The 20,238-nt window shown below is 50.2% G+C and carries 17 protein-coding genes; 6 read left to right on the plus strand and 11 right to left on the minus strand.

Annotated elements, in window-relative coordinates; translation table 11 throughout:
- Positions 1 to 167: 167 nt before the first annotated feature.
- From repC to KHQ09_RS01030, 5 genes are all read right to left on the minus strand, one after another.
- Positions 168 to 1,406 carry a plasmid replication protein RepC gene (gene repC, locus KHQ09_RS01010; RefSeq protein WP_213600113.1) on the minus strand — a complete coding sequence of 413 codons (1,239 nt, stop codon included), beginning with the start codon at positions 1,404 to 1,406 and terminating at the stop codon, positions 168 to 170.
- A 330-nt stretch (positions 1,407 to 1,736) separates the two neighbouring features.
- Positions 1,737 to 2,822: a plasmid partitioning protein RepB gene (repB, locus tag KHQ09_RS01015; protein ID WP_213600114.1), complete on the minus strand. Its 1,086-nt coding sequence runs from the start codon at positions 2,820 to 2,822 to the stop codon at positions 1,737 to 1,739.
- On the minus strand, positions 2,819 to 4,024 hold the full coding sequence (gene repA, locus KHQ09_RS01020) for a plasmid partitioning protein RepA (protein ID WP_238481537.1): 1,206 nt from the start codon (positions 4,022 to 4,024) through the stop codon (positions 2,819 to 2,821). Before repA ends, repB begins: the two co-directional genes overlap by 4 nt.
- A gap of 505 nt (positions 4,025 to 4,529) precedes the next feature.
- Entirely contained in the window at positions 4,530 to 5,132 is a 603-nt protein-coding gene (locus KHQ09_RS01025; protein ID WP_116088386.1) for an IMPACT family protein, read from the minus strand.
- A 109-nt stretch (positions 5,133 to 5,241) separates the two neighbouring features.
- Entirely contained in the window at positions 5,242 to 5,880 is a 639-nt protein-coding gene (locus KHQ09_RS01030; RefSeq protein ID WP_213600115.1) for a TetR/AcrR family transcriptional regulator, read from the minus strand.
- Positions 5,881 to 6,035: 155 nt separating this feature from the next.
- Between KHQ09_RS01030 and KHQ09_RS01035 the strand changes: the two genes are divergently transcribed.
- Positions 6,036 to 8,072 carry an NADH:flavin oxidoreductase gene (locus KHQ09_RS01035; protein ID WP_213600116.1) on the plus strand — a complete coding sequence of 679 codons (2,037 nt, stop codon included), beginning with the start codon at positions 6,036 to 6,038 and terminating at the stop codon, positions 8,070 to 8,072.
- Between the two features lie 106 nt (positions 8,073 to 8,178).
- Here KHQ09_RS01035 and KHQ09_RS01040 read toward each other — a convergent pair whose 3' ends face one another.
- From KHQ09_RS01040 to KHQ09_RS01055, 4 genes are all read right to left on the minus strand, one after another.
- A complete protein-coding gene (locus KHQ09_RS01040; RefSeq protein WP_213600117.1) occupies positions 8,179 to 9,867 on the minus strand; it encodes a thiamine pyrophosphate-binding protein in 1,689 nt (562 codons plus the stop codon).
- Positions 9,868 to 10,202: 335 nt separating this feature from the next.
- Positions 10,203 to 11,450, minus strand: a complete 1,248-nt coding sequence (locus tag KHQ09_RS01045; RefSeq protein WP_213600118.1) for an O-antigen ligase family protein — start codon at positions 11,448 to 11,450, stop codon at positions 10,203 to 10,205.
- A 131-nt stretch (positions 11,451 to 11,581) separates the two neighbouring features.
- Complete coding sequence (locus KHQ09_RS01050; RefSeq protein ID WP_213600119.1) at positions 11,582 to 12,907, minus strand: sensor histidine kinase N-terminal domain-containing protein; 1,326 nt, start codon at positions 12,905 to 12,907, stop codon at positions 11,582 to 11,584.
- A complete protein-coding gene (locus KHQ09_RS01055) occupies positions 12,907 to 13,566 on the minus strand; it encodes a response regulator (protein WP_213600120.1) in 660 nt (219 codons plus the stop codon). The genes KHQ09_RS01050 and KHQ09_RS01055 overlap by 1 nt, the downstream gene beginning before the upstream one ends.
- Positions 13,567 to 13,811: 245 nt before the next feature.
- Here KHQ09_RS01055 and dsbD point away from each other — a divergent pair, with 245 nt between their 5' ends.
- The 3 genes from dsbD to KHQ09_RS01070 all read left to right on the plus strand — a co-directional run bounded on the left by dsbD (position 13,812) and on the right by KHQ09_RS01070 (position 16,893).
- Positions 13,812 to 15,701 carry a protein-disulfide reductase DsbD gene (dsbD, locus tag KHQ09_RS01060; RefSeq protein WP_213600121.1) on the plus strand — a complete coding sequence of 630 codons (1,890 nt, stop codon included), beginning with the start codon at positions 13,812 to 13,814 and terminating at the stop codon, positions 15,699 to 15,701.
- A gap of 43 nt (positions 15,702 to 15,744) precedes the next feature.
- Entirely contained in the window at positions 15,745 to 16,377 is a 633-nt protein-coding gene (locus KHQ09_RS01065; protein WP_213600122.1) for a DsbA family protein, read from the plus strand.
- Between the two features lie 75 nt (positions 16,378 to 16,452).
- On the plus strand, positions 16,453 to 16,893 hold the full coding sequence (locus KHQ09_RS01070) for a DsrE family protein (protein ID WP_213600123.1): 441 nt from the start codon (positions 16,453 to 16,455) through the stop codon (positions 16,891 to 16,893).
- A gap of 165 nt (positions 16,894 to 17,058) precedes the next feature.
- On the opposite strand, the gene KHQ09_RS01075 is transcribed toward KHQ09_RS01070, so the two are convergent.
- Both KHQ09_RS01075 and KHQ09_RS01080 read right to left on the minus strand, forming a co-directional pair.
- A complete protein-coding gene (locus KHQ09_RS01075) occupies positions 17,059 to 17,205 on the minus strand; it encodes a DUF1127 domain-containing protein (protein WP_075656864.1) in 147 nt (48 codons plus the stop codon).
- Positions 17,206 to 17,512: 307 nt separating this feature from the next.
- Positions 17,513 to 17,941: an Lrp/AsnC family transcriptional regulator gene (locus KHQ09_RS01080; protein ID WP_022711566.1), complete on the minus strand. Its 429-nt coding sequence runs from the start codon at positions 17,939 to 17,941 to the stop codon at positions 17,513 to 17,515.
- Positions 17,942 to 18,155: 214 nt separating this feature from the next.
- Here KHQ09_RS01080 and KHQ09_RS01085 point away from each other — a divergent pair, with 214 nt between their 5' ends.
- Both KHQ09_RS01085 and KHQ09_RS01090 read left to right on the plus strand, forming a co-directional pair.
- Positions 18,156 to 19,229, plus strand: a complete 1,074-nt coding sequence (locus KHQ09_RS01085) for a saccharopine dehydrogenase family protein (RefSeq protein ID WP_022711567.1) — start codon at positions 18,156 to 18,158, stop codon at positions 19,227 to 19,229.
- 140 nt (positions 19,230 to 19,369) lie between these two features.
- The gene (locus tag KHQ09_RS01090; RefSeq protein WP_022711568.1) at positions 19,370 to 20,131 is read left to right on the plus strand and encodes an ABC transporter substrate-binding protein; all 762 of its coding nucleotides are present in this window, start codon (positions 19,370 to 19,372) and stop codon (positions 20,129 to 20,131) included.
- Positions 20,132 to 20,238 lie beyond the last annotated feature (107 nt).

A 20,238-nucleotide genomic window follows, 5' to 3' on the forward strand; every position in this document is an offset into this window, starting at 1 on the left:
CAAATAAGAATTTATGTTGCGCACAATTGTTTGAACGCGTTGTTGTCATAAAAAGCGACTATGTCGGTACAATGACCTTCGCTCAGAGCATTTCCCAAGCAGATCAGATCAACTTGGACAGGTTGTGATAATGCGACAAACAAAGGATTCAGTCTGAAAATAGACGCTTAGTGCCTCGTATTTGACAGGGCGCGTAGTGCGGGTTTTATGCAATATTGGCCGTGTTCTGCCTGCTGGGTTAATTTTCGCAAATATCCACCGGCAGAGCGTATTTTATCTGAGCGTTCAAGGATTGCTGCAAGTGTAATCGCTGCATTAATCTCTCCCATAATTTCACAAGCCTTTTGCCATGCAGAAGCGGTAACCCCGAGCATCGGACGAATATGCCCTGCTGTAAGGATTAAATCACGCCATTGATGAATACCATGCTGCGCGTAATGGCTGATTTGCGGACAATGTTGTAAAATTTCCTGAAGATCGGGTGTCGAGGTATGAGTTTGCGCTTTAGAGTCATGCCGCAAATTTTTTAATATTGGCTCCGGTTTATTGTTTTCGTGCTTTTGAACCTGTTTCCTATCAAAAGATTCTATATTTGAATTCTGAATGTGGTGCTCATTTTCGCATACATTGCCGCTCATTTTTTGTTCTGAAACCTTTGAAAGATAAAGATTTTCCACGTTATGGCGCAAAATGCTCAAAGCCTGTTCGCGTTTGCCTAAATTATCAAGCGTTCCGTTGCGTTCAACGCGGCCGGAAAGTGCCTGTAACTGATTATAAAGAGCATTCCAGTCCCCTGCTCTTCCCTCACTGAGGGCAGCCAGAATTGTTTTGGAAATATCCCGGAGATGAATGGTAATGTTGAAACGCAATTGCTGCCGGATACGTGCTTGTTCACGCAATTCACTTGCATGGGTTTCAATTTCTGAGGCTTTAAATGTCAGCGGTGACAGATCAAAGCCAAAAGCCATGGCAATTTCACCATTGCTGTCGCGGCGCACAAAACGTTTACCATTGGGGCTGTCACGGCGCAAAATGAAACCAAGCTCGACGAGAATGGCAATATGACGACGGATTGTCGGTGCGGACATTCCACGCAAGCGCATGGAAAGCTCGTGATTAGACGGAAAGACGATCAACGCGACGCGGCTGTCGAGAATTTTATCGGGATAAAAACTCAGCAAAGCTTCAAGCACAGCAATAGTGCGCGAAGACAACTGATAGGCTTCACGGGCTTCTGTTAAAGCACGCAACAGCTTCCAGCGATCAATGCCGTAATGATCCTGTTCAGTTTCACTCTGTTTCTGACGCAATTCTTTCTGTTGTTGACAAAGTTTCTCGTAACTCAGAAAATGCGCAGCATTCATCATTCGTCCGCCAAACGGGGACGTCGCAAAATGCTCAGTCATTTGTTACCTCATTTGAGGCAAGCAAAAACACTGCCGGAACATTGCCGACTCTTGACTTTTGATCGCGAAAGTGATTCTCTCTAATTGCTACATCGAAAGAGGGCTTCCGGTTCGGTAACGTTCAGGGGGCCTTTTTTCTTGCCGTTTTTTCCTATCTGTTAAAACTGGCTCTGTCGTTTTCGGGGCTTTTGATCTGCTAGCGCCCTTCTCACTCCATAAACCGTGTGGTTCCTTCATTTATGCTGTTGATAATTTCAGTCTGTTATTTCTGAAATTATTTGTAACGCCTGATACGCATTACTAACGCGCAGAGAGAAGACGGGGATAGATTCATCCGTTTTTCTTCTGCTGAAATTGTTCATAAAGCTCAGCCATCTCACCGGCGAGATATTCCGCAAAACCTTCCGCATCGTGCCGTTGCAGATCAAATTGCGCCCTGCCCTGCTGTAACCGTAACAAGCCAAGGCTCTCGCCATTGCGTGTATGCAGCTTCTGTTCTGCAGGTTTATTTATTTCCGGCTTCTCTGTTGCGGTGAGCTTCTGGAGCAAATGCTGAAAGCGTAGATCCGTTTCCGCATCTTTGAAGTCACTGTCAGTGATAATACGCTGAGCCTGTTTGAGCTGCAGCTTATCACGCAGAACATCTGCTAATTGCATCCAGCGTGGTCTTCCGACTTTTGGTGCTGGCCCAATCGCACGGATAATCTGTTCCGGAATGGCTGCTGCCACTTGCAGGAAACGTGTCATTTCTGCCTTATGCAGCGACAGAGCATCCTGAACAGTGGAGCGTTCAAAACCACGCTCAATCAAAGCCTGAGCGAATAAAGCACGCTCAATGAAAGAAAGATCACGGCGCTCGCTGTTTTCTTTACCTTGCGCAAGAACGAGCTCTGCATCGGTCAGCGGCTTGATAAGCGCTTTTACCGGTAATCCAAGCCGTGCAGCAGCACGCATACGACGGTGACCATAGGCGGCCTGAAAACGCCCAGCCTGATCGGGATGCGGGCGTACCAGAATAGGCACCTGCTGGCCATGCTGATGCAGGCTTTGCACCAGAGCCAGAAATTCCGGATCATCGGTTTCCTGACGGGTCAGACGATCTTCAACGAAGGAACCGTCAATCAGCGAAGCATCAAGTTCAACAACCTGATCGCCTTTGGCGAGGCTTTCAGAGAGTTGTTTGGCACTTTCCAGCTCACGGGACATATCGGCCAAGGACAGCCCCATAGCCTTGACGGCGCCGGAACGGCTGGCTGAAGGACGGATCAGCTGATCGGGTGCTTTCTCCGGTACTGATGCCGGAGCCTCAGCTTGTGATGATGAGACTGAAACCTCTGGAGCTTGTGGCTCTGATGCTGCCGGTAAGGGCGCACCGAACAAAGCCTTTAACTGATTTTTGCGGCTTGAGCTGTTCATGCCTTACCTCCCCTCGCCGGACGGTTCCAGGCGGAATGGATCAGTGCTTCGATCTCGCTGTTGACAGCTGTCAACGACTCCATAGCCCTGTCATAAGTGACACGACTGAAATTCTCGCGGCCAACCTCATAAAGTGTCTGTTTGGTCAGGCCGGCATCGGAAACAGCAGTTGATTTAACCATGGGTGCTGTGAGTACACGATCGCCGAACTGGGCGCGCAGGAAGCCTGCAATCTGCGCCTGCGGGCCGTCATTTGGTTCGTAACGGGTAATCAGATAGCGCAGGAAGTCGAAATTCAGCGACCCGCCGGCTTCACGTACAACCGAGAGCAAATCGGATGTCATGAACAGGAACTGGCTCATGGATGCGACATCAAGCATTTGCGGATGTACGGTAACAATCACTGATGTTGCTGCGCATAAAGCTGACAAGGTCAGAAAGCCGAGTTGCGGTGGGCAGTCCAGAACAACAACATCATAATCATCTGCGACCGATTGCAAAGCAGCCTGAACACGTGTGAAGAACATATCAGCGGCAGGACCGCGGCGCTCTGCCAGCACTCGCGGTGTGGTATGTTCAAATTCCTGCAGTTCCAGATTGCCAGGCACGAGATCGAGGCCGTCAAAATAGGTTTTACGGATAATATCACGCAGAGGGCGTTGTGCTTCATCATAACGGATGGCGCCATAGAGTGTATCATTGCCGCTCAGATCCAGTTCCGGCTGATAGCCGAACAAGGCCGACATAGATGCCTGCGGATCGAGATCAACTGCCAAAACGCGCAGGCCGGACAGAGCCAGATGCTGCGCCAGATGGGTTGTGGTTGTAGTTTTTCCTGAGCCGCCTTTGAAATTAGTGACGGCAATAACCTGCATATGCTCGCCGCGTTCTTCATCGCGCCATGGCAGATAGTTGCGGTTCTTATTGGCATTCTGCTCGGTCAGCAAATGACGCAGCGCATTAATATCTTCCAGAGTATAGAGACGGCGTCCGCCGGAGCCGGTTTCCGGCTGCGGACCTTCGCCGGCAATGGACAGCTGACGCAGATAGCTGTCGGAAACACCAATCAGTTTGGCTGCTTCGCTGCTGCTGAATTTGCGCAGGATTTTGTTAGACGCCGGGGCAAACAGACGTTCGCGCATTGCCTGTAATTGCGCAGATAAAAGCTCGGCATCCGCAGCGATTGCGCGGTCTGCCGCCAAAGGTGCATTTGCAGCCTTGTTTGTGGTTGCTAAATGCTGCTGTGCATCAGCAACAATATCTGCCCAATTCGTCGTCAATTTATCCAACCTTTATGCGCATTGGCCGCGTATAGTCGTAAACCACTGCTTTTCTTTGTCCATCATGCTACGATTCGGACAAAATTACTAATCTGTTAACGCAAGTGCTTAAATCAACACTGGAAAACGCAAATAACAGATGCAGTGGCGAGTAACGGTAAACCGGCAAGATTTTGTAATTTTTCGTTACAAGAGTGTAAAATCCTGCAGGGAAAGTCAAATTATTTATAGTTAATGGATATTAACCGCTCTGCAACGCATTCTTGCAGTCAAAAATCGATGCCGGTTATGGTGCGTAGGTGGTGGGCGCTCTGTTCGGAGATGCTTTGCTGTGAGTTGTGAGTGTGAGATGGCATGAGTTTGTAAGGCTCATCAATCTGTGTCTGATCGTGATCCGGTTGACAGCTGTCAACACTGCTTGCCGGTTTCAGAAACTCAGATCTTCTGCCTTGTCTGCAATCTGAATTCTGCCTGCCGTTATATCTGTGAGCATACGCAGCACAGCGTCTTTTTGTTGTGACGGAATTTCCAGCCGCAAATCAGCTCCGGTATTATGAAAATCTTCCGATGCGATTGTCAGATGTTCGACCCCAGCAAGCCGCGCTTTTATTAAAGCGAGTTCAGAAAAATGTGCACGGATAAAACTTGTCTGGGTCGGGATAAGCTCAACCAGTTCCGAAGCGCGCAGGCATAAGGCTGCAGTGCCGCCATAGGCACGGATCAGGCCGCCGCTGCCTAGCAATGTTCCGCCAAACCATCGGGTGACCAGCACCACAACATTGTCGAGTTCCAATCCGTCAATGGCTTGCAGGATCGGTTTGCCCGCTGTGCCGCTTGGCTCACCATCATCATTGAAGCGATAATTTTGCCCCATACGCCACGCCCAGCAATTATGATTGGCATCACTATAAGATTCACGAGCGATAAAATCTTTGGCAGCTTCTTCATCAGCGACGGGAAGTGCAATGGCAAGAAAACGGCTTCGTTTGATTTCCTGCTCAAAAACTTCTCGTTTTGCTAGCGTAAACATGGCGTCTCAATTTCTGCGGATGAATGCTGTCTGACAATATCCATTGTTTTAAAGCGCATGAATATTGTGAATGTTCTGATAGCAGATAATGTCCGCAGCACCAAATGCATCACGAATAATGCCGGTAGGAATGACGCTGATGAAATTGCTCAAGCTCGCGGGCAGAGGGCAGGGTGCCGGAGAATATTGCCACATAAGACGGCACGCGTTGCATTCGTGTTGTCACATCCTCATTTGTATTGAGGCTGATGTAGCCGATCTGGGTCAGATAGAGTGCCCTTGAGCGGACATCTGCCAGCAGAGGCTCACAACCGTGGCGGATAAACATGGATCGTATAGCTTCAAGCCGGGTGGCGTCAGCCTCATTTAGAGCCTGTGCAACCGCAGGGGACTGTACACCCCAACTGCGAACAGCATGTTCAAAACTGCTGTCGAAGACAGCGCGGTCAAGCCAGCAGTCAAACAAATTGAGGGTGGCTTCGCTCAGGCTTTGTGCATCTGTACCGGCCTGTCGGAGCAGGGCTGTGGTATTCTTTTCCTGCCAAAGCTGTAACAGCGCATCAAGCAATGCATCACGGTCTTTAAAGAACCAGTAGAAACTTGTGCGTGATAATTTCAGCATTTTGGCTAGTGTCAGAATCCGGACATTGTCGATACCGCTTTCCAATAATACCTGATAGGCGGCATCCAGCCAGAGCTCCTTTGAGCCACGCCAGCCGCTCTCACCGTCATTATCAATTGCGGACATATATAATCCTTTTTAAAATTATTATTATAATTCAGATGTTTAAGTTCACTGGCGAGGTGCATCTTAACCTGACTGCGATAAAATGTACACTGCTGTATATAAAATTGACACTCTTGTACATTTTAATTAGGCTTCCTCAAAAAAAGGGGAATGCAATGAACAATGATCCGCTCTTACAGCCTTATCAGCTTAAACATCTGCGGCTTCGCAACCGTATTATCACAACATCCCACGAGCCTGCTTATCCGGAAGACGGCATGCCGAAAGATGCCTATCGCGCTTATCATGTGGAGCGCGCAAAGGCGGGCGTGGCGCTGACCATGACTGCCGGTTCGGCAACTGTCTCGCGCGATAGTCCGCCGGTCTTCAATAATGTGCTCGCCTATAAGGACGAGGTGGTGCCGTGGATGAAAGCACTGGCTGATGAATGTCATGAGCACGGTGCAGCGGTGATGATCCAGCTCACCCATCTCGGCCGCCGTACGCGCTGGGACAAAGGCGACTGGTTGCCAGCTGTCACCTCGTCTCATGAGCGGGAAGGGGCACACCGTGCTTTTCCAAAACGTCTTGAAGACTGGGACATTGAGCGGATTATCAAAGACTTCGGCGATGCGGCAGAGCGTATGCAGGCGGCCGGTCTCGACGGGATAGAGTTGCAGGCCTATGGCCATCTGATCCAGCAATTTTGGTCACCGGTGACCAATGATCTCGATAATGCCTATGGCGGTTCGCTGGATAATCGTCTGCGCTTTACCTTTGATGTGCTGGCAGAAATCCGCAAACGGGTGGGGCCGGAATTTATTGTCGGTATCCGTTATACCGGCGATGAAATGATGGAAGGCGGCCATGATAAGGAGGAGGGGATCGAAATTTCCCGCCGTCTTAAAGACAGTGGCATGATTGACTTCCTGAATGTGGTGCGCGGCCATATTGATACTGACCCGGCAATGACAGACCTTATTCCTATTCAGGGTATGGCGAATTCACCACATCTCGATTTTGCAGGAGAAATCCGCGCAGCCACGAATTTTCCGACTTTCCATGCGGCGAAGATTCCGGATGTGGCAACTGCCCGCCATGCCATTGCCTCCGGCAAGCTCGATATGGTGGGGATGACCCGCGCACATATGACCGATCCGCATATTGTGCGTAAAATTATTGAGGGAAGAGAAGAAGATATCCGTCCTTGTGTTGGTGCGAATTATTGCCTCGACAGGATTTATCAGGGCGGTGCCGCCTATTGCATCCATAATCCGGCAACTGGGCGTGAACTGACCATGCCGCACACGATAAGCAAAGCGCCGGTGAAAAAGAAAATTGTAGTTGTCGGCGCGGGGCCTGCCGGTATGGAAGCCGCCCGTGTTGCCGGTGAACGCGGCCATAAAGTCGTGGTTTTTGAAGCCGCGGACAGGGCAGGCGGGCAAATCCGTCTCACCGCACAATCACCGCGCCGTCGTGAGATGATCAGCATTATCGACTGGCGTATGGCACAATGCGAACGCTTTGGCGTACAATTCCGTTTCAATACATGGGCAGAGCAGGCGGAAATTGGTGCCGAAAACCCTGATATCGTGATTATTGCCACTGGTGGTATGCCACATGTTGAAATGCTTCCCGAGGGCAATGATCTTGTTGTTTCCGCATGGGATATTCTCTCCGGTGATGTCAAAGCGGGCAGCAATGTGCTGATTTTTGATGATGCGGGCGACCATGCGGCTTTGCAGGCGGCAGAAGTGCTGGCAAAAGCAGGAGCAAAAGTTGAACTCATGACACCTGACCGCAGTTTTGCGCCGGAAATCATGGCGATGAACCTTGTGCCTTATATGCGGAGTCTGCAGAAAGACGGTGTAACTTTCACGGTGACCTATCGTCTTGATAGAGTTTCCCGAAACGGCAATAGCCTCACGGCACATATCGGGAGCGATTATGGCGGCGTGGATAAACAGCAAGATCATGATCAGATTGTGATTAATCACGGTACAAGACCGCTGGATGATCTGTATTTTGAACTCAAGCCGCAGTCCAGAAATCTCGGTGCGGTCAATTATGATGATCTGATCGCCGGGCAGGCACAGCAGGTTAATAAAAATGAGAGCGGCCGCTATCAGCTTTATCGTATCGGCGATGCTGTTGCCGCGCGTAATACCCATGCAGCGATTTATGATGCGCTGCGTCTGATGAAAGATATCTAGCCCTTAAACAGGGGAGGGCTTTGATAAAAGATGCCCTTAAAAAACTTACCCCCTCCCCTTCCGGTCAGAAGGGGAGGGGGTAATTATTAAGCCGGATAAAGACAGATCAGCCTTTTTGAGCAGCCAGAGCCTGCTCACGCATCGCGCTCAGGCTCATTTTCGGTGTAATCGCTTCCTGATCAATTCGGATTTCAATCAGTGCAGGCTTGCCTGAAGCTACGCAACGTTCAAAAGCCGGTACAAATTCATCCGTTGCTGCAACTGTTTCACCATGCAGGCCATAGGCTTGTGCCAGCGCTGCAAAATCCGGATTAGCGAGACCGGTGCCGGAAACGCGACCCGGATAGGTGCGTTCCTGATGCATACGGATGGTGCCATACATGCCGTTATTGACAACGATGAACACGACACGGGCATCATATTGCATGGCTGTTGCCAGTTCCTGACCATTCATCAGGAAACAACCGTCACCGGCAAAAGCAATGACAGTGCGGTCACGGTCGGTCAGTTTGGCAGCAATCGCCGCCGGTACACCATAGCCCATGGAGCCGTTGGTTGCGCCGAGCTGGGTGCGGAAGGTCTTGTACTGATAAAAACGATGTGGCCATGCAGTGTAGTTACCTGCACCGGTGGTCATAATCGTATCTTCAGGCAGATTTGCACGCATCCACTGCATGATTTCGCCCATCTGCACATCACCCGGAATTGGCGCATGTTGCAGATTATCATTGTAATTCTTGTTCAGCTCAGCTGTCCATGATGCCCATTTATCAGAACCGATCTTGCCAAGACCGCGCAACTGCTTGGCAAAAGCAGCCATTGTCGCATTGATCGGCAGGGTAGGGTAATAGACGCGTCCCAGTTCTTCAGCGCCGCTATGCACATGGATCAGTTTCTGGTTTGGCACCGGAATATTGACCATTGTATAGCCGGCACTGGTCATTTCACCAATCCGCGCGCCGATGACCAGCAGCAAATCGCTGTCTTTAATGCTTTGCAGCAGTTTCGGGCTTGCGGATGTGCCAAGCTCGCCGGCATAATTAGCCAGCGCATTATTATAGAGATCCTGACAGCGGAATGATGTGGCAACAGGCAGATTATTCGCAACGCAGAAGGCTTCCGCATCGGCCACGGCCTGTTTATTCCAGCCGCTGCCGCCGAGCATGACTACAGGGCGCTCTGCTTGTTTCAACAGATCAGCCAGTTCCTGCAATTGCTCTGCACCGGCAGAGATTTCGATCTTTTTATGTGCCGGAACGTCAGCAACACTGGCATGGGCGGTCAGCATATCTTCCGGCAGTGCCACAACAACAGGGCCCGGACGACCATTCACTGCGCGGTGAAATGCCTGAGATACCAGTTCCGGAATACGGGCGACATCATCAATCTGCACAACCCATTTGGCCATCTGGCCGAACATGCGGCGATAATCCACTTCCTGAAAGGCTTCACGCTCAACCTGATCGCTGGCAACCTGTCCGATAAACAGGATCATCGGGGTGGAATCCTGAAATGCCGTGTGCACACCGACAGATGCGTTGGTTGCGCCCGGCCCGCGGGTGACAAAAGCAATTCCCGGCTTGCCGGTGAGCTTGCCATAGGCTTCCGCCATATAAGTCGCACCGCCCTCCTGACGGCAGACAATCAGCTCAATATCCTCTTTTGCATCATGCAATGCATCCAGAGCCGCCAGATAGCTTTCACCCGGTACGCAGAAAGCTCTGTCCACGCCATTGATGCGCAAAGCATCAATCAGGATCTCTCCGCCTGTCCGGTGATTATTTTTATGATTCATAGCCGACATTTCCTCAATAATGTTCGCCTGCAGTGACTGTAACCGCACCGGTATCCCCCCGGATAACCTTGTTTGCGGTTAACTGCCGTCCGGAGCATAGCGTGCTCCGGTTTTGTTTTGCATGCCGGTGCCGAATAACCATGTTCCGGTTTTTCGCAGCATGCTCCTAATCCGTCTCCCACGGATATAAGATCACAGAAATACAGTTTGAAAATTGAGCTTAGTCAACAACAAGCACAATCATTTGTGATGAATAGTAATCACATTGTGCTGCTTATTCATCATTTGGCCGGAGAGCGGCTGCAAAATGACGGATGAAGCGGAAATTTAGCGATTTAACGGGCTTTGACGCGAGCATGAAGGCGCAGGGCAAAAACCGCCGCCAGCAGCGAAAACCAGACCTGTCCGCGCGGAGCAAAGAACGGCGATTCCAGAGAGGCATAGAGCATCATAAAAACCCAGATGCGCAGATACATGACTGCGAGTGCCGGATCATTGCCGGATTTCTGGGAGCGATGATAATCCAGAAGCGGACAAAACAGCATCCAGACAATGAAAAGCGTGATGCCGATCAGTCCTGTTGTCATCATCAGGTTAATATAACCGTTATGCGCATGACCGGCTCTTGATGCCCAGGTCTCTATTTCATAGCCGCCATTGATCAAATGGGACATATTCCAGAATGTATCAAAGCCGAAACCGACCCACGGATGCGCACGCAATTGCTCCAGTGCGAATTTCCAAATTTCGGTGCGCCCTGTAAATGTCGGGTCCGAAATCAGGCCTGTAACAAAATCCTGCACAGGCAGGCTCACAACCGTGCCGACTGTGAGCAGCAGCATCAGCCCGACAGGTATGATCGCAGCGAGATATTGCAGCGGCAGCAATCGCACAAAACGAATAGTCTCGGCCACGAGAAGAGCGATAACAATCAGACCGATGGAGGTTTTATTGTTTGAAAAAATCAGGAAAATCGTAGCCAGAACAATATTCAGAGCCGGTATCAGATAATCATCTTTGCGCAGCAGATACAGATTATAGATGATCAGCACGATCATCGCAGGACCTGCAATATTCTTATGAGAGAAATGCCCGCGCCACGAACCGGCATTAATCAGTTCCAGCACCTCAGCTTCATTATGAATGGAGACTTCCGGCATGAATATCACGCCGAAATAAGACAATCCCAGAATAAACAAGCTTAGATATTTCAACATGCGCTGAAAATGCTGCTGGTTCTCAGGCAGAATGACCCAAGCCATTGCGGTCACAATCACCGTTATACTGTAGACATAACGGCGGAAGGATATACCGGAATAATCAGACGTGAAGACTGTAATGAACTGCCAGAACAGCAGGATAATCAGCAATGGCGACAGCATTTTGAGGGCAATTTGCCAATTTGCCAGCAAATAAAGCGCAGAGATAAAGAACAGTGACAAAGACACAAGCTGCTGGAGCGCATTGCCCTGTTCCTGTGCGAGCAGCACCGACGGATCACGTAAATCCATAAAAGGTGTCAGCGTGACCCAGAACAAAAGAAAAATCAGTACAAACAGGAGCGTCTTACCTGTCCGGTTCACTAATTTTTCCTTTCAAAATCATTATCTATTTAAATAGCACTAATATAGTTCATTTTGAACTTATTTCATTCTAGCACTTATGTATTTAAACTTCTATAATCTTGAAATTATGTCTGATTTTTGACTGCACTTTATATCCAGCGCAGCTCGGCCTCCATACCCATACGATCTTTCCGGTTGCGCAAGTTGAAAAGCACACCGACACGTTTAGCGGCCGTTTCCACAATGGTCAGCCCCAGTCCGGTGCCGGTCTGGCTCTTATTGCTGCCGCGATAAAAACGTGTGGTCAGCAACGGGATTTCTTCCTCCGCCACGCCGGGCCCGCAATCTTTGACGACAATGCCGCTGCCGGTTGGCAGGCTTTCCCAGCTGATAGTTTCGTTCTGCGGTGAATAATGCGTGGCGTTTTCATAAATATTGCGCAGCATCAGTGTGAGATTATGCCGGTCAGTCTGTATCACTTGTTCATAAAGAGCCGGATCAATGTGGTTCTCGATTTTTCGTCCGCTGACCGGATTTTGAGCAATGATTTCCTCAGCCAACTGACCGAGATTGACCTTCTCACTCACTACGGGAGAGGCATCGGCATCCAGCTTGGCCAAAGCCAGCAATTGGCGGACAAGACGGGTTGTCCGGTCAACGGACAACAGAATTTGCTGCAGTGCGCCTTCTTTAATAGCCGGATCGGTTGCCGCCAGTGCAATTTGTGCCTGTGTTTTCAAACCGGCGAGGGGGGTGCGCAATTCATGGGCGGCAAAAGCCGTTACCTCCCGTTCATGGCGCCGTGCGGCTTCCACTTTGATAAACAGCCCGTTCAGAGCATCGGCCAGCGGCCGGACTTCGGAAGGGATATTCGCTGCCTGCAACGGCCGCATATCATCCGCATCTTTTTGCCGGACTTTATCCGCCAGTTCATGCAATGGCCGCAGGCCACGGCCGAGACTGACCCAGATCAGGAAGCCAAGCAGCGGCAGGATCAGAATAACCGGAGCGAGAAGCCCTTTAACCAGATCGCTGACGAGACGGTCACGCAAAGCCAACCGGTCTGCAACGATAATTCTTACGCCTTTTGCAGGATCAACGATTGTATAGACACGCCATAATTCACCCTCAACCACCTCATCGGAAAAGCCGGTGCTGTTGCCTGCTATTTTAATGTCCGGTGCGCCGGTTGAACTGCCGACGAGTTCGCCGTCCAGTGACCAGATCTGGCAGGAAAGATAGCGTTCATAGCTGCCATGCTCATGCGGGAGACTGATGGCTTTGGTTGTGTTCATGCCGGTGGAAGCATTGCCCAGCAGCGAATGCACCATGCGTGCGGCTTCCTGCAGACGTGTGTCGAGTACTTTTTCCAACTCATTGCGGCTGTTGAAATAGGTCCATGCGACAGCACAGGCCCAGATAATGCCTGTGGCTGTGACGAGGATAATAAACAGTCTTTTATGCAGAGAAGTCATTATGTTACCCGCATCCGGTAGCCGAGGCCGCGCACGGTTTCAATGGCATCCCGCCCGACTTTATTGCGCAGATTATGGATATGCACTTCGACAGTATTGCTTTCCACTTCTTCCTGCCAGCCATAGAGCCTTTCTTCAATATCACTCTTGGAGCGGATAATTCCGGGTCTTTCCATTAAAGCAGCCAATACGGCAAATTCTCTGCGTGACAGCGGAACCCGTTCGCCTTTGACTTTTGCATTGAGGCTGGAAGGATCAAGCTCTACATGACCGGCAATCATGACTGCGCGGGCGCGTCCGGCACCGCGGCGGGCGATGGCTCTGACCCGCGCCGCCAGTTCATCGAGATCAAAAGGTTTGCCCATATAATCATCGGCACCGCTGTCCAGACCCGTAATTCGGTCTGCGGTTTCATCCAGCGCAGTCAGCAATAAAACCGGTGTCTGATCTTTATCAGCGCGTATTTTCTTCAAAACATCAAGGCCGGAACCGTCCGGCAGCATCAGATCCAGCACAATCGCGTCAAAGCGTGTGCACGCCAATGCGGCCAGCGCATCTGCACAGGTAGCAACCTGATCCACGGTTGCGCCGGTCAGACCCAGCCCGACCTTCAGGCCGTTGGACAAAACCGGATCATCTTCCACTACCAAAACACGCATCTTATTCTCCGGAACATTCTTGCTTTCGGGCCCTCTTTCAGGCCGCTTAGGAATGCACTTTAACCATCAATATTGTTCCGCTTAACTTTTGCGGTCTATTATCTGCAAGACTGGCTTTTCTGCCTTAAGGCTGACTTAAGGTCATAAGATAGTATGGACATTATAACAGGCATCCGCCTATCTGTGTGATATTCGGGCGTCTTATTAGGGTATCGCATACAAAATTCTAGTTCTCGCAGGATAATATGATCCGACATTTTTACCGACAGCTTTTCAGTCTGCTCTTTTTCAGCATTGTATTATCTGCTGCTTTTACACCTGTGACCGGTATTCAGGCTGTTGCGCAAACCATGCGCAGCGCTGAAGAAGTTATGCAATTGAGTGTCACGCGCGATGAGAAAAACGCGCTGCAATTTCAATGGAATATTGCGCCTAAAATTTACATGTATCGCGACAAGATACAGGTCGAAAAACCGGACGGTACAGTACTTCCTGCCGATGTCAGTGAAGGTGTCATCAAGGATGACATGAATTTCGGCCGTACTGAAGTTTTGTATAACCGCGCTTTTGCACAGGTGCCTGAAAATGCGCTGCCGAAAGAGGGGCATGTTCTGGTGCGCTGGCAGGGATGTGAGGAAGACAGTATCTGCTATCCGCCGGTAACACGCTCGCTTGATCTGCAAACACTGGAGCTTTCCAAAGTGGCGCTGGGTCTGGGAGGTCTGTCACAGACGGAACTTGCTGCCCCAGATTTATCACTGACCGATGATACTGCGCCTGCACAGGAACCCGCAGCACCGGCTGAAACCGGTCTGATTGCAAGCCTCACCGATGTCAGCACGGAAGAAGTAACGGCGTGGCTTGGCTCCAATTTCGCTTTCATGCTGGCCGGATTTTTTGGCTTCGGTCTGTTGCTGGCACTGACACCCTGCGTTTTCCCGATGATTCCGATCCTGTCGGGAATGCTGGCAAAATCCGGTGAAAAACTGTCATCCGGCCGCGGCTTTGTCTTGTCATCGGCTTATGTGGTGGCGATGGCTGCAGCCTATGCCGTGCTTGGCTTTGCCGCATCCTGGTCGGGCTATAATTTGCAAGCCGCATTGCAAACACCCTATGCGCTTGGGTTTATGGCATTGGTGTTTGTCGCGCTCGCTTTGTCGATGTTCGGCTATTATGAATTGCAACTACCGCAAGGCTGGACAAATTTCTTCAGCCGCAACACATCCGGCAAAGGCGGTGCAATCAGCGGCGCTCTGATACTGGGTTTTGGTTCCGCGCTGATTGTCGGGCCTTGTGTGACCCCGCCGCTTGCCGCTGCATTACTCTATGTTGCGCAGACCGGCGATGCCGTGCGCGGTGCCTCTGCTCTGTTCGCTCTGGGACTGGGTATGGGTGTGCCGCTGATTATTTTCGGCACATTTGGTGCAAAATATCTGCCGAAATCCGGCCCGTGGCTCAATACAATCAAACAGATTTTCGGCGTCGTCTTTCTGGGACTGGCAATCTATATGATCCTGCGCCTGCTCTCCGATGAGAATGCGATGCTGTTGCTGGCGCTCACAGCACTGGCTTGTGGTGTTTTCCTCGGTGTGTTTGACCGCCTGAGTGCTAAAAGCACCGCATGGATGCGCCTTGAAAAAACCACCGGTATTGCCGCACTGATTTACGGAATATTGCTGATGGTCGGTTTTGCAGGCGGTTCAACGGATCCGTGGCAACCATTGGGCTTTTTACAGGGCAGCACCCAACAGATTGCACAGACGGCTACAACCCAGCCGGTCAGAATTGTAAAAACTTCAGCTGAATATGATCAGGTGCTCAATCAGGCAATTGCGACAGGTAAGCCGGTGCTGGTGGACTTCACCGCAGACTGGTGCACAACCTGTAAGAGCAATGAAAAAGTGATGAAAAATCCGGAATATGCAGGCCGTCTGGGCAATCTCACGCTGATTAAAGCGGATATCACTGATTATAATGATGCCAGCCGTGATCTGATGCAGCGTTTTAATGTTGTCGGGCCGCCAACGCTGATGTTCCTTGAAGCACAAACAGCCAAAGAACAGACGCAAAATCGTATCATTGGCGAGCTGACACCGGACAAGCTGGACAATCGTCTTCAGGCACTCGGCCTCTGAGCCGCGCCAACCTTATTTACCTATTGCATTGCAGGAGAACCATATGCAACGCCGCCAGTTCCTTCAACTCTCATCCGGTATTGCGCTGAGCACTGCTTTTCTGTTGAACAGCCAGCAGGTTGCTTTTGCACAGGAGGTTGATGTCAACGGGATTCTCTATGATCCGGAAGCGCCTGCCGGCGGCAATCCCAAAGGTGATCTGACTATTGTCGTCTTCACCGATTATAATTGTATTTACTGCAAAAAATCCGGTGTTGATCTGGCGCGTATCGTTAAGGAAGACGGAAATATCCGCCTTGTTTATAAAGAATGGCCGATCCTGACGGAATCTTCAGTCTATGGTTCCCAGCTGGCACTGGCAGCGCAATATCAGGGCAAATATGAAATCGTTCATAAAGCACTGATGTCCATTCCGGGCGGCAAAGTGTCTAAAAAGGCGATGCTTGATGCGGTTAAAGCCTCCGGCATTGATATGCAGCAATTGCAGGCTGATCTGAACAAAAACAACGGTAAAATCACTGCGCAGCTGAAGCGTGTCATGGCGCAGGCGGAATCGATCGGCGTTGAAGGCACTCCAACGCATCTGATCGGCCCGTTCCGTGCGATGGCACTGGATTATAACGGTTTCAAAATGGCGGTGGCTGATGCCCGTGCCCGTGAGAAGGCGGCGAAATAACAAGACAGGGCGGTAATGCCAATATTACCTGTAACACGATCGACTTGAAGGTCGTCGTTCTCTGACCGGAGTTTTATGATGAATGATCCGCTGACCCATAATCGTTATAGCAAGTCCGGTGAACAGCGGGTCGTTTATCATAATAATGGTGCTTATATAAATGCCACAGCGGCTGAGGCAAAAGCTTATATGGCGGCATTGCTCACATCCCTGACCAATCATGTGCAGGCATTATCTGCAGGATGTGAATCAAAACTGGCTTTTACCATCCGTGTGGTTTGCCACGGCGCGGGTCTGGATTTGTTTCAGATTGCGGAAGCCGACGATATTCTGAAAAAACGTTTTGATAATTTATGCGAACAGGGCGTTCGTTTTCTGGCTTGCGCCAATACAATGCGCGCACGTAATCTCGAGATTAAAAATCTGTATCGTCTTTCAGAGGATGATGTGGTGCCAAGCGGCGTTGCAGAACTTGCATATCTGCAAATACAGGGCTTTGCCTATATCCATCTTTGAGTGTTGAAGACCAAAAACTGGTTGCCGAAAAAGTAAACGCCCGACGCTGGGAGGAGCATCGGGCGTTACAATGAATGACCGGTTGGGAGGAGGGAGACCGGTCTTCGATCAAACCTGAGTTGGGAGGAGGAGGGAGGCTCAGGTTTGATATCTCTGTAATTCTTATTAGCGCTGAGCTGCCTTGCGAGCTACAAACGGAATTTCTGCAGGCAGGATGCCGAGATCGTTCAGTTCGCGGGTTGAGAGGCGGTTCAGTTCGTTTACTGTGCTGCGGTAACGGCGCCAGTTGTTGTAAGAGCGGATCAGGTTCATGTTTCTCACCTAGAAAATTTTATGTCGTTGTTTGTTGAGTTGTATATAGCCCTAATGATCTGAAATGAGCAGAGACAAATTTGCATAGCTGCGTTGCTTATTCGGATTGGGAAAACGCTCCGTCAGGCATTAAATTGTCATAATCATCATTTTAAGTAAAAAACTTGCCGCAAAAGCGCTCAGCGCAGCCCTGAAGCGGCCACAATCCCCCTGAAATTCGGATAAGACCTGATTTTTCTCGGAAAGACGCGCATAGCTATGCAGAGCTGGTGGGAAACTGATCCAGTTTAATGGGGCTGAAAAGACTTTACCGCTCGATGCGGGTGGAGAGAATAATAGAAGACATGGTGCGTTCAACACCTTCCAGTGCGCCGATCTGATCGAGCACACTGTCGAGTTCGCCGATTGACGGTGCCTCAACAATAACAATCATATCAAAATTGCCGCTGATCGAATGAACAGATCGCACGGACATCATGGTTTTGAGGCCGACTTCAACCTTTGGTGAAAATTTCGGCAGGGCTGTAACCAGCACATGCGCACGCACCAGATGGCTTTCATGTTCTGAAGACAGTTTAACGGTATAGCCGGTAATGATGCCGCGTTTTTCCAGCCGGTCGATACGGCTCTGAACCGTTGTACGGGAAACGCCGAGCCGTCTGGCAAGTGTTGCTGTCGATGCGCGGGCATTCTCGCGTAAAAGAGCAATCAGGGCCATATCGGCTTTCGTCGTCATTTTGAACCTCGCTAGCGTCACTTCGTTCAAATATATAGCGTCATTCCGTCATTTTAGATACTTCTTTTTGACGAAAATTCTGCGACTCTATGCCATCATTTCCTGAGGCTGAATCAAGTCCTCGGGAAATAATACAGTATTATTAAAGTGTTACATTTTCCTTGTTGCGCAGGCACAGGCAGTGGCACTCAGGCAATATAATAAAGGGTCAGTCATGAAAGACGTCGTCGTCGTTGGTGCCGGTAAGATCGGTGTAACAATTGCACAGCTTCTGGGTAACACCGGTGATTATAATGTAACGGTAACAGACCGTGCGGAAGAGCAGCTGAAAGCGCTTGCCGGCAAAAAGAACATCACAACTAAAGTTGTTGATATTGCTGATGAAGCCGCTCTGGCAGCCGTTCTGGCCGGTAAATTTGCTGTTCTCAGCGCTGCGCCTTACCAGATGACAATCCGTATTGCTGATGCAGCTGCAAAAGCAGGCGTTCACTATCTCGACCTGACCGAAGACGTTGCAAGCACACGCCATGTTAAAGAACTGGCGAAAACCGCTAAAACCGCCTTCATTCCACAGTGCGGTCTGGCTCCTGGCTTTATTTCGATCGTTGCTTACGATCTGGCCAAGAAATTCGACAAGCTGGAATCCATCGGCATGCGCGTCGGCGCTCTGCCACAGTTCCCGACCAACTCCATCACCTATAACCTGACATGGAGCACGGACGGCGTTATCAACGAATATATTGAACCATGTGAAGCCATCGTCAACGGCAAGCTGACACTGGTTCCTGCTATGGAAGAGCGCGAAGAATTCTCGCTCGAAGGCGTTCAGTACGAAGCGTTCAACACTTCCGGCGGTCTCGGCACTCTGGCTGAAACCCTTGAAGGCAAAGTTCGCACCCTGAACTACCGCACCATCCGTTACCCTGGCCATTGCGACATCTTCAAGACCCTGCTGAACGACCTCGGCCTGCGTCATCGCCGCGATGTATTCAAGGACATTCTTGAAACTGCAGTTCCGGGCACCCAGCAGGACGTTATCGTTATCTTCGTAACCGTAACCGGCTACAAAGACGGTCGTCTGACTCAGGAAACTTATGCGAATAAGGTTTACAACCAGACTCAGGATGGTCTGGAAATGACCGGTATTCAGGTTACCACTGCTTCCGCTATCTGCGCTGTTGTTGATATGCTTGCTGATGGCAGCATCCCTGCACAGGGCTTCATGAAGCAGGAAGATATTGCGCTGGATAAGTTCCTCGCAAACCGCTTCGGTAAAGTTTACGCTTAATGGCGGGATGAATACGTATCTACATGATGCGTATTCAGAATATCTTGATGAAATGAGAAACGGGGCAAGGGCTTTCCTTTGCCCCGTTTTTCTGTTTAGCTGCCCTCGGAGAATGATTTTCACGACATAATGAGGGAACTATGCGTAAATCAGTTTTATTTGCAGGTATGGTACTGGCTGCTATTGCGACATCGGCGGGCGCAAAAGAATGGAAAGAAATCCGTATTGCCACAGAAGGTGCTTATCCTCCGTTCAACTTTGTTGATGCTGACGGTTCGCTGAAGGGCTTTGACGTTGATATCGCCAATGCTCTTTGCGAGGAAATGAAAGCCAAATGCACCCTCGTTGCCAATGATTGGGACGGTATGATTCCGGGCTTGCAGGCGGGCAAATTTGATGCGGTTATCGCATCGATGAGCATTACCGAAGAGCGCAAGAAACAGATCGACTTCACCAATAAATATTACTCCACGCCTCTGGCGATTGCTGTGCCGAAAGACAGCCCGATTAAAGATGTGAAACCGGAAAGCTTCTCCGGCAAAACAATCGGTGCGCAGGGCGGCACAACACAGGCGATTTATGCGGAAGATGTGCTGGCTAAAGCCGGTGCTGAGGTCAAACTCTATGTGAGCGCCGACGAAGCCAATGCGGATCTGAAGACCGGCCGTCTGGATGCAATGATCTCCGACAAATTTCCTGTCGTTGACTGGCTGAAGACGGAAGCCGGAAGCTGCTGCCATATTCTTGAAGACGTGCCGGGCACACAGACAGAAACCGGTATTGCTTTGAAACAGGGCAATGATGATCTGAAAGCCCAGTTCAATGCGGCGATTGACGGTATCCGCAAGAACGGCACCTATGACAAGATCATGAAGAAGTATTTCGACTTCGATATTTATTGATCGTAACGGCTGTTAAAACCGTTTGATGAGCGCGCAACTTTGCGCGCTCATTGTCTTAATCCTGTAATTTCAGTCCTTCGTGGCAAACTGCCGGCCGGAATTTTTCT

Source organism: Pseudochrobactrum algeriensis (assembly GCF_018436245.1).
Taxonomy (GTDB): Bacteria; Pseudomonadota; Alphaproteobacteria; order Rhizobiales; family Rhizobiaceae; genus Pseudochrobactrum; species Pseudochrobactrum saccharolyticum.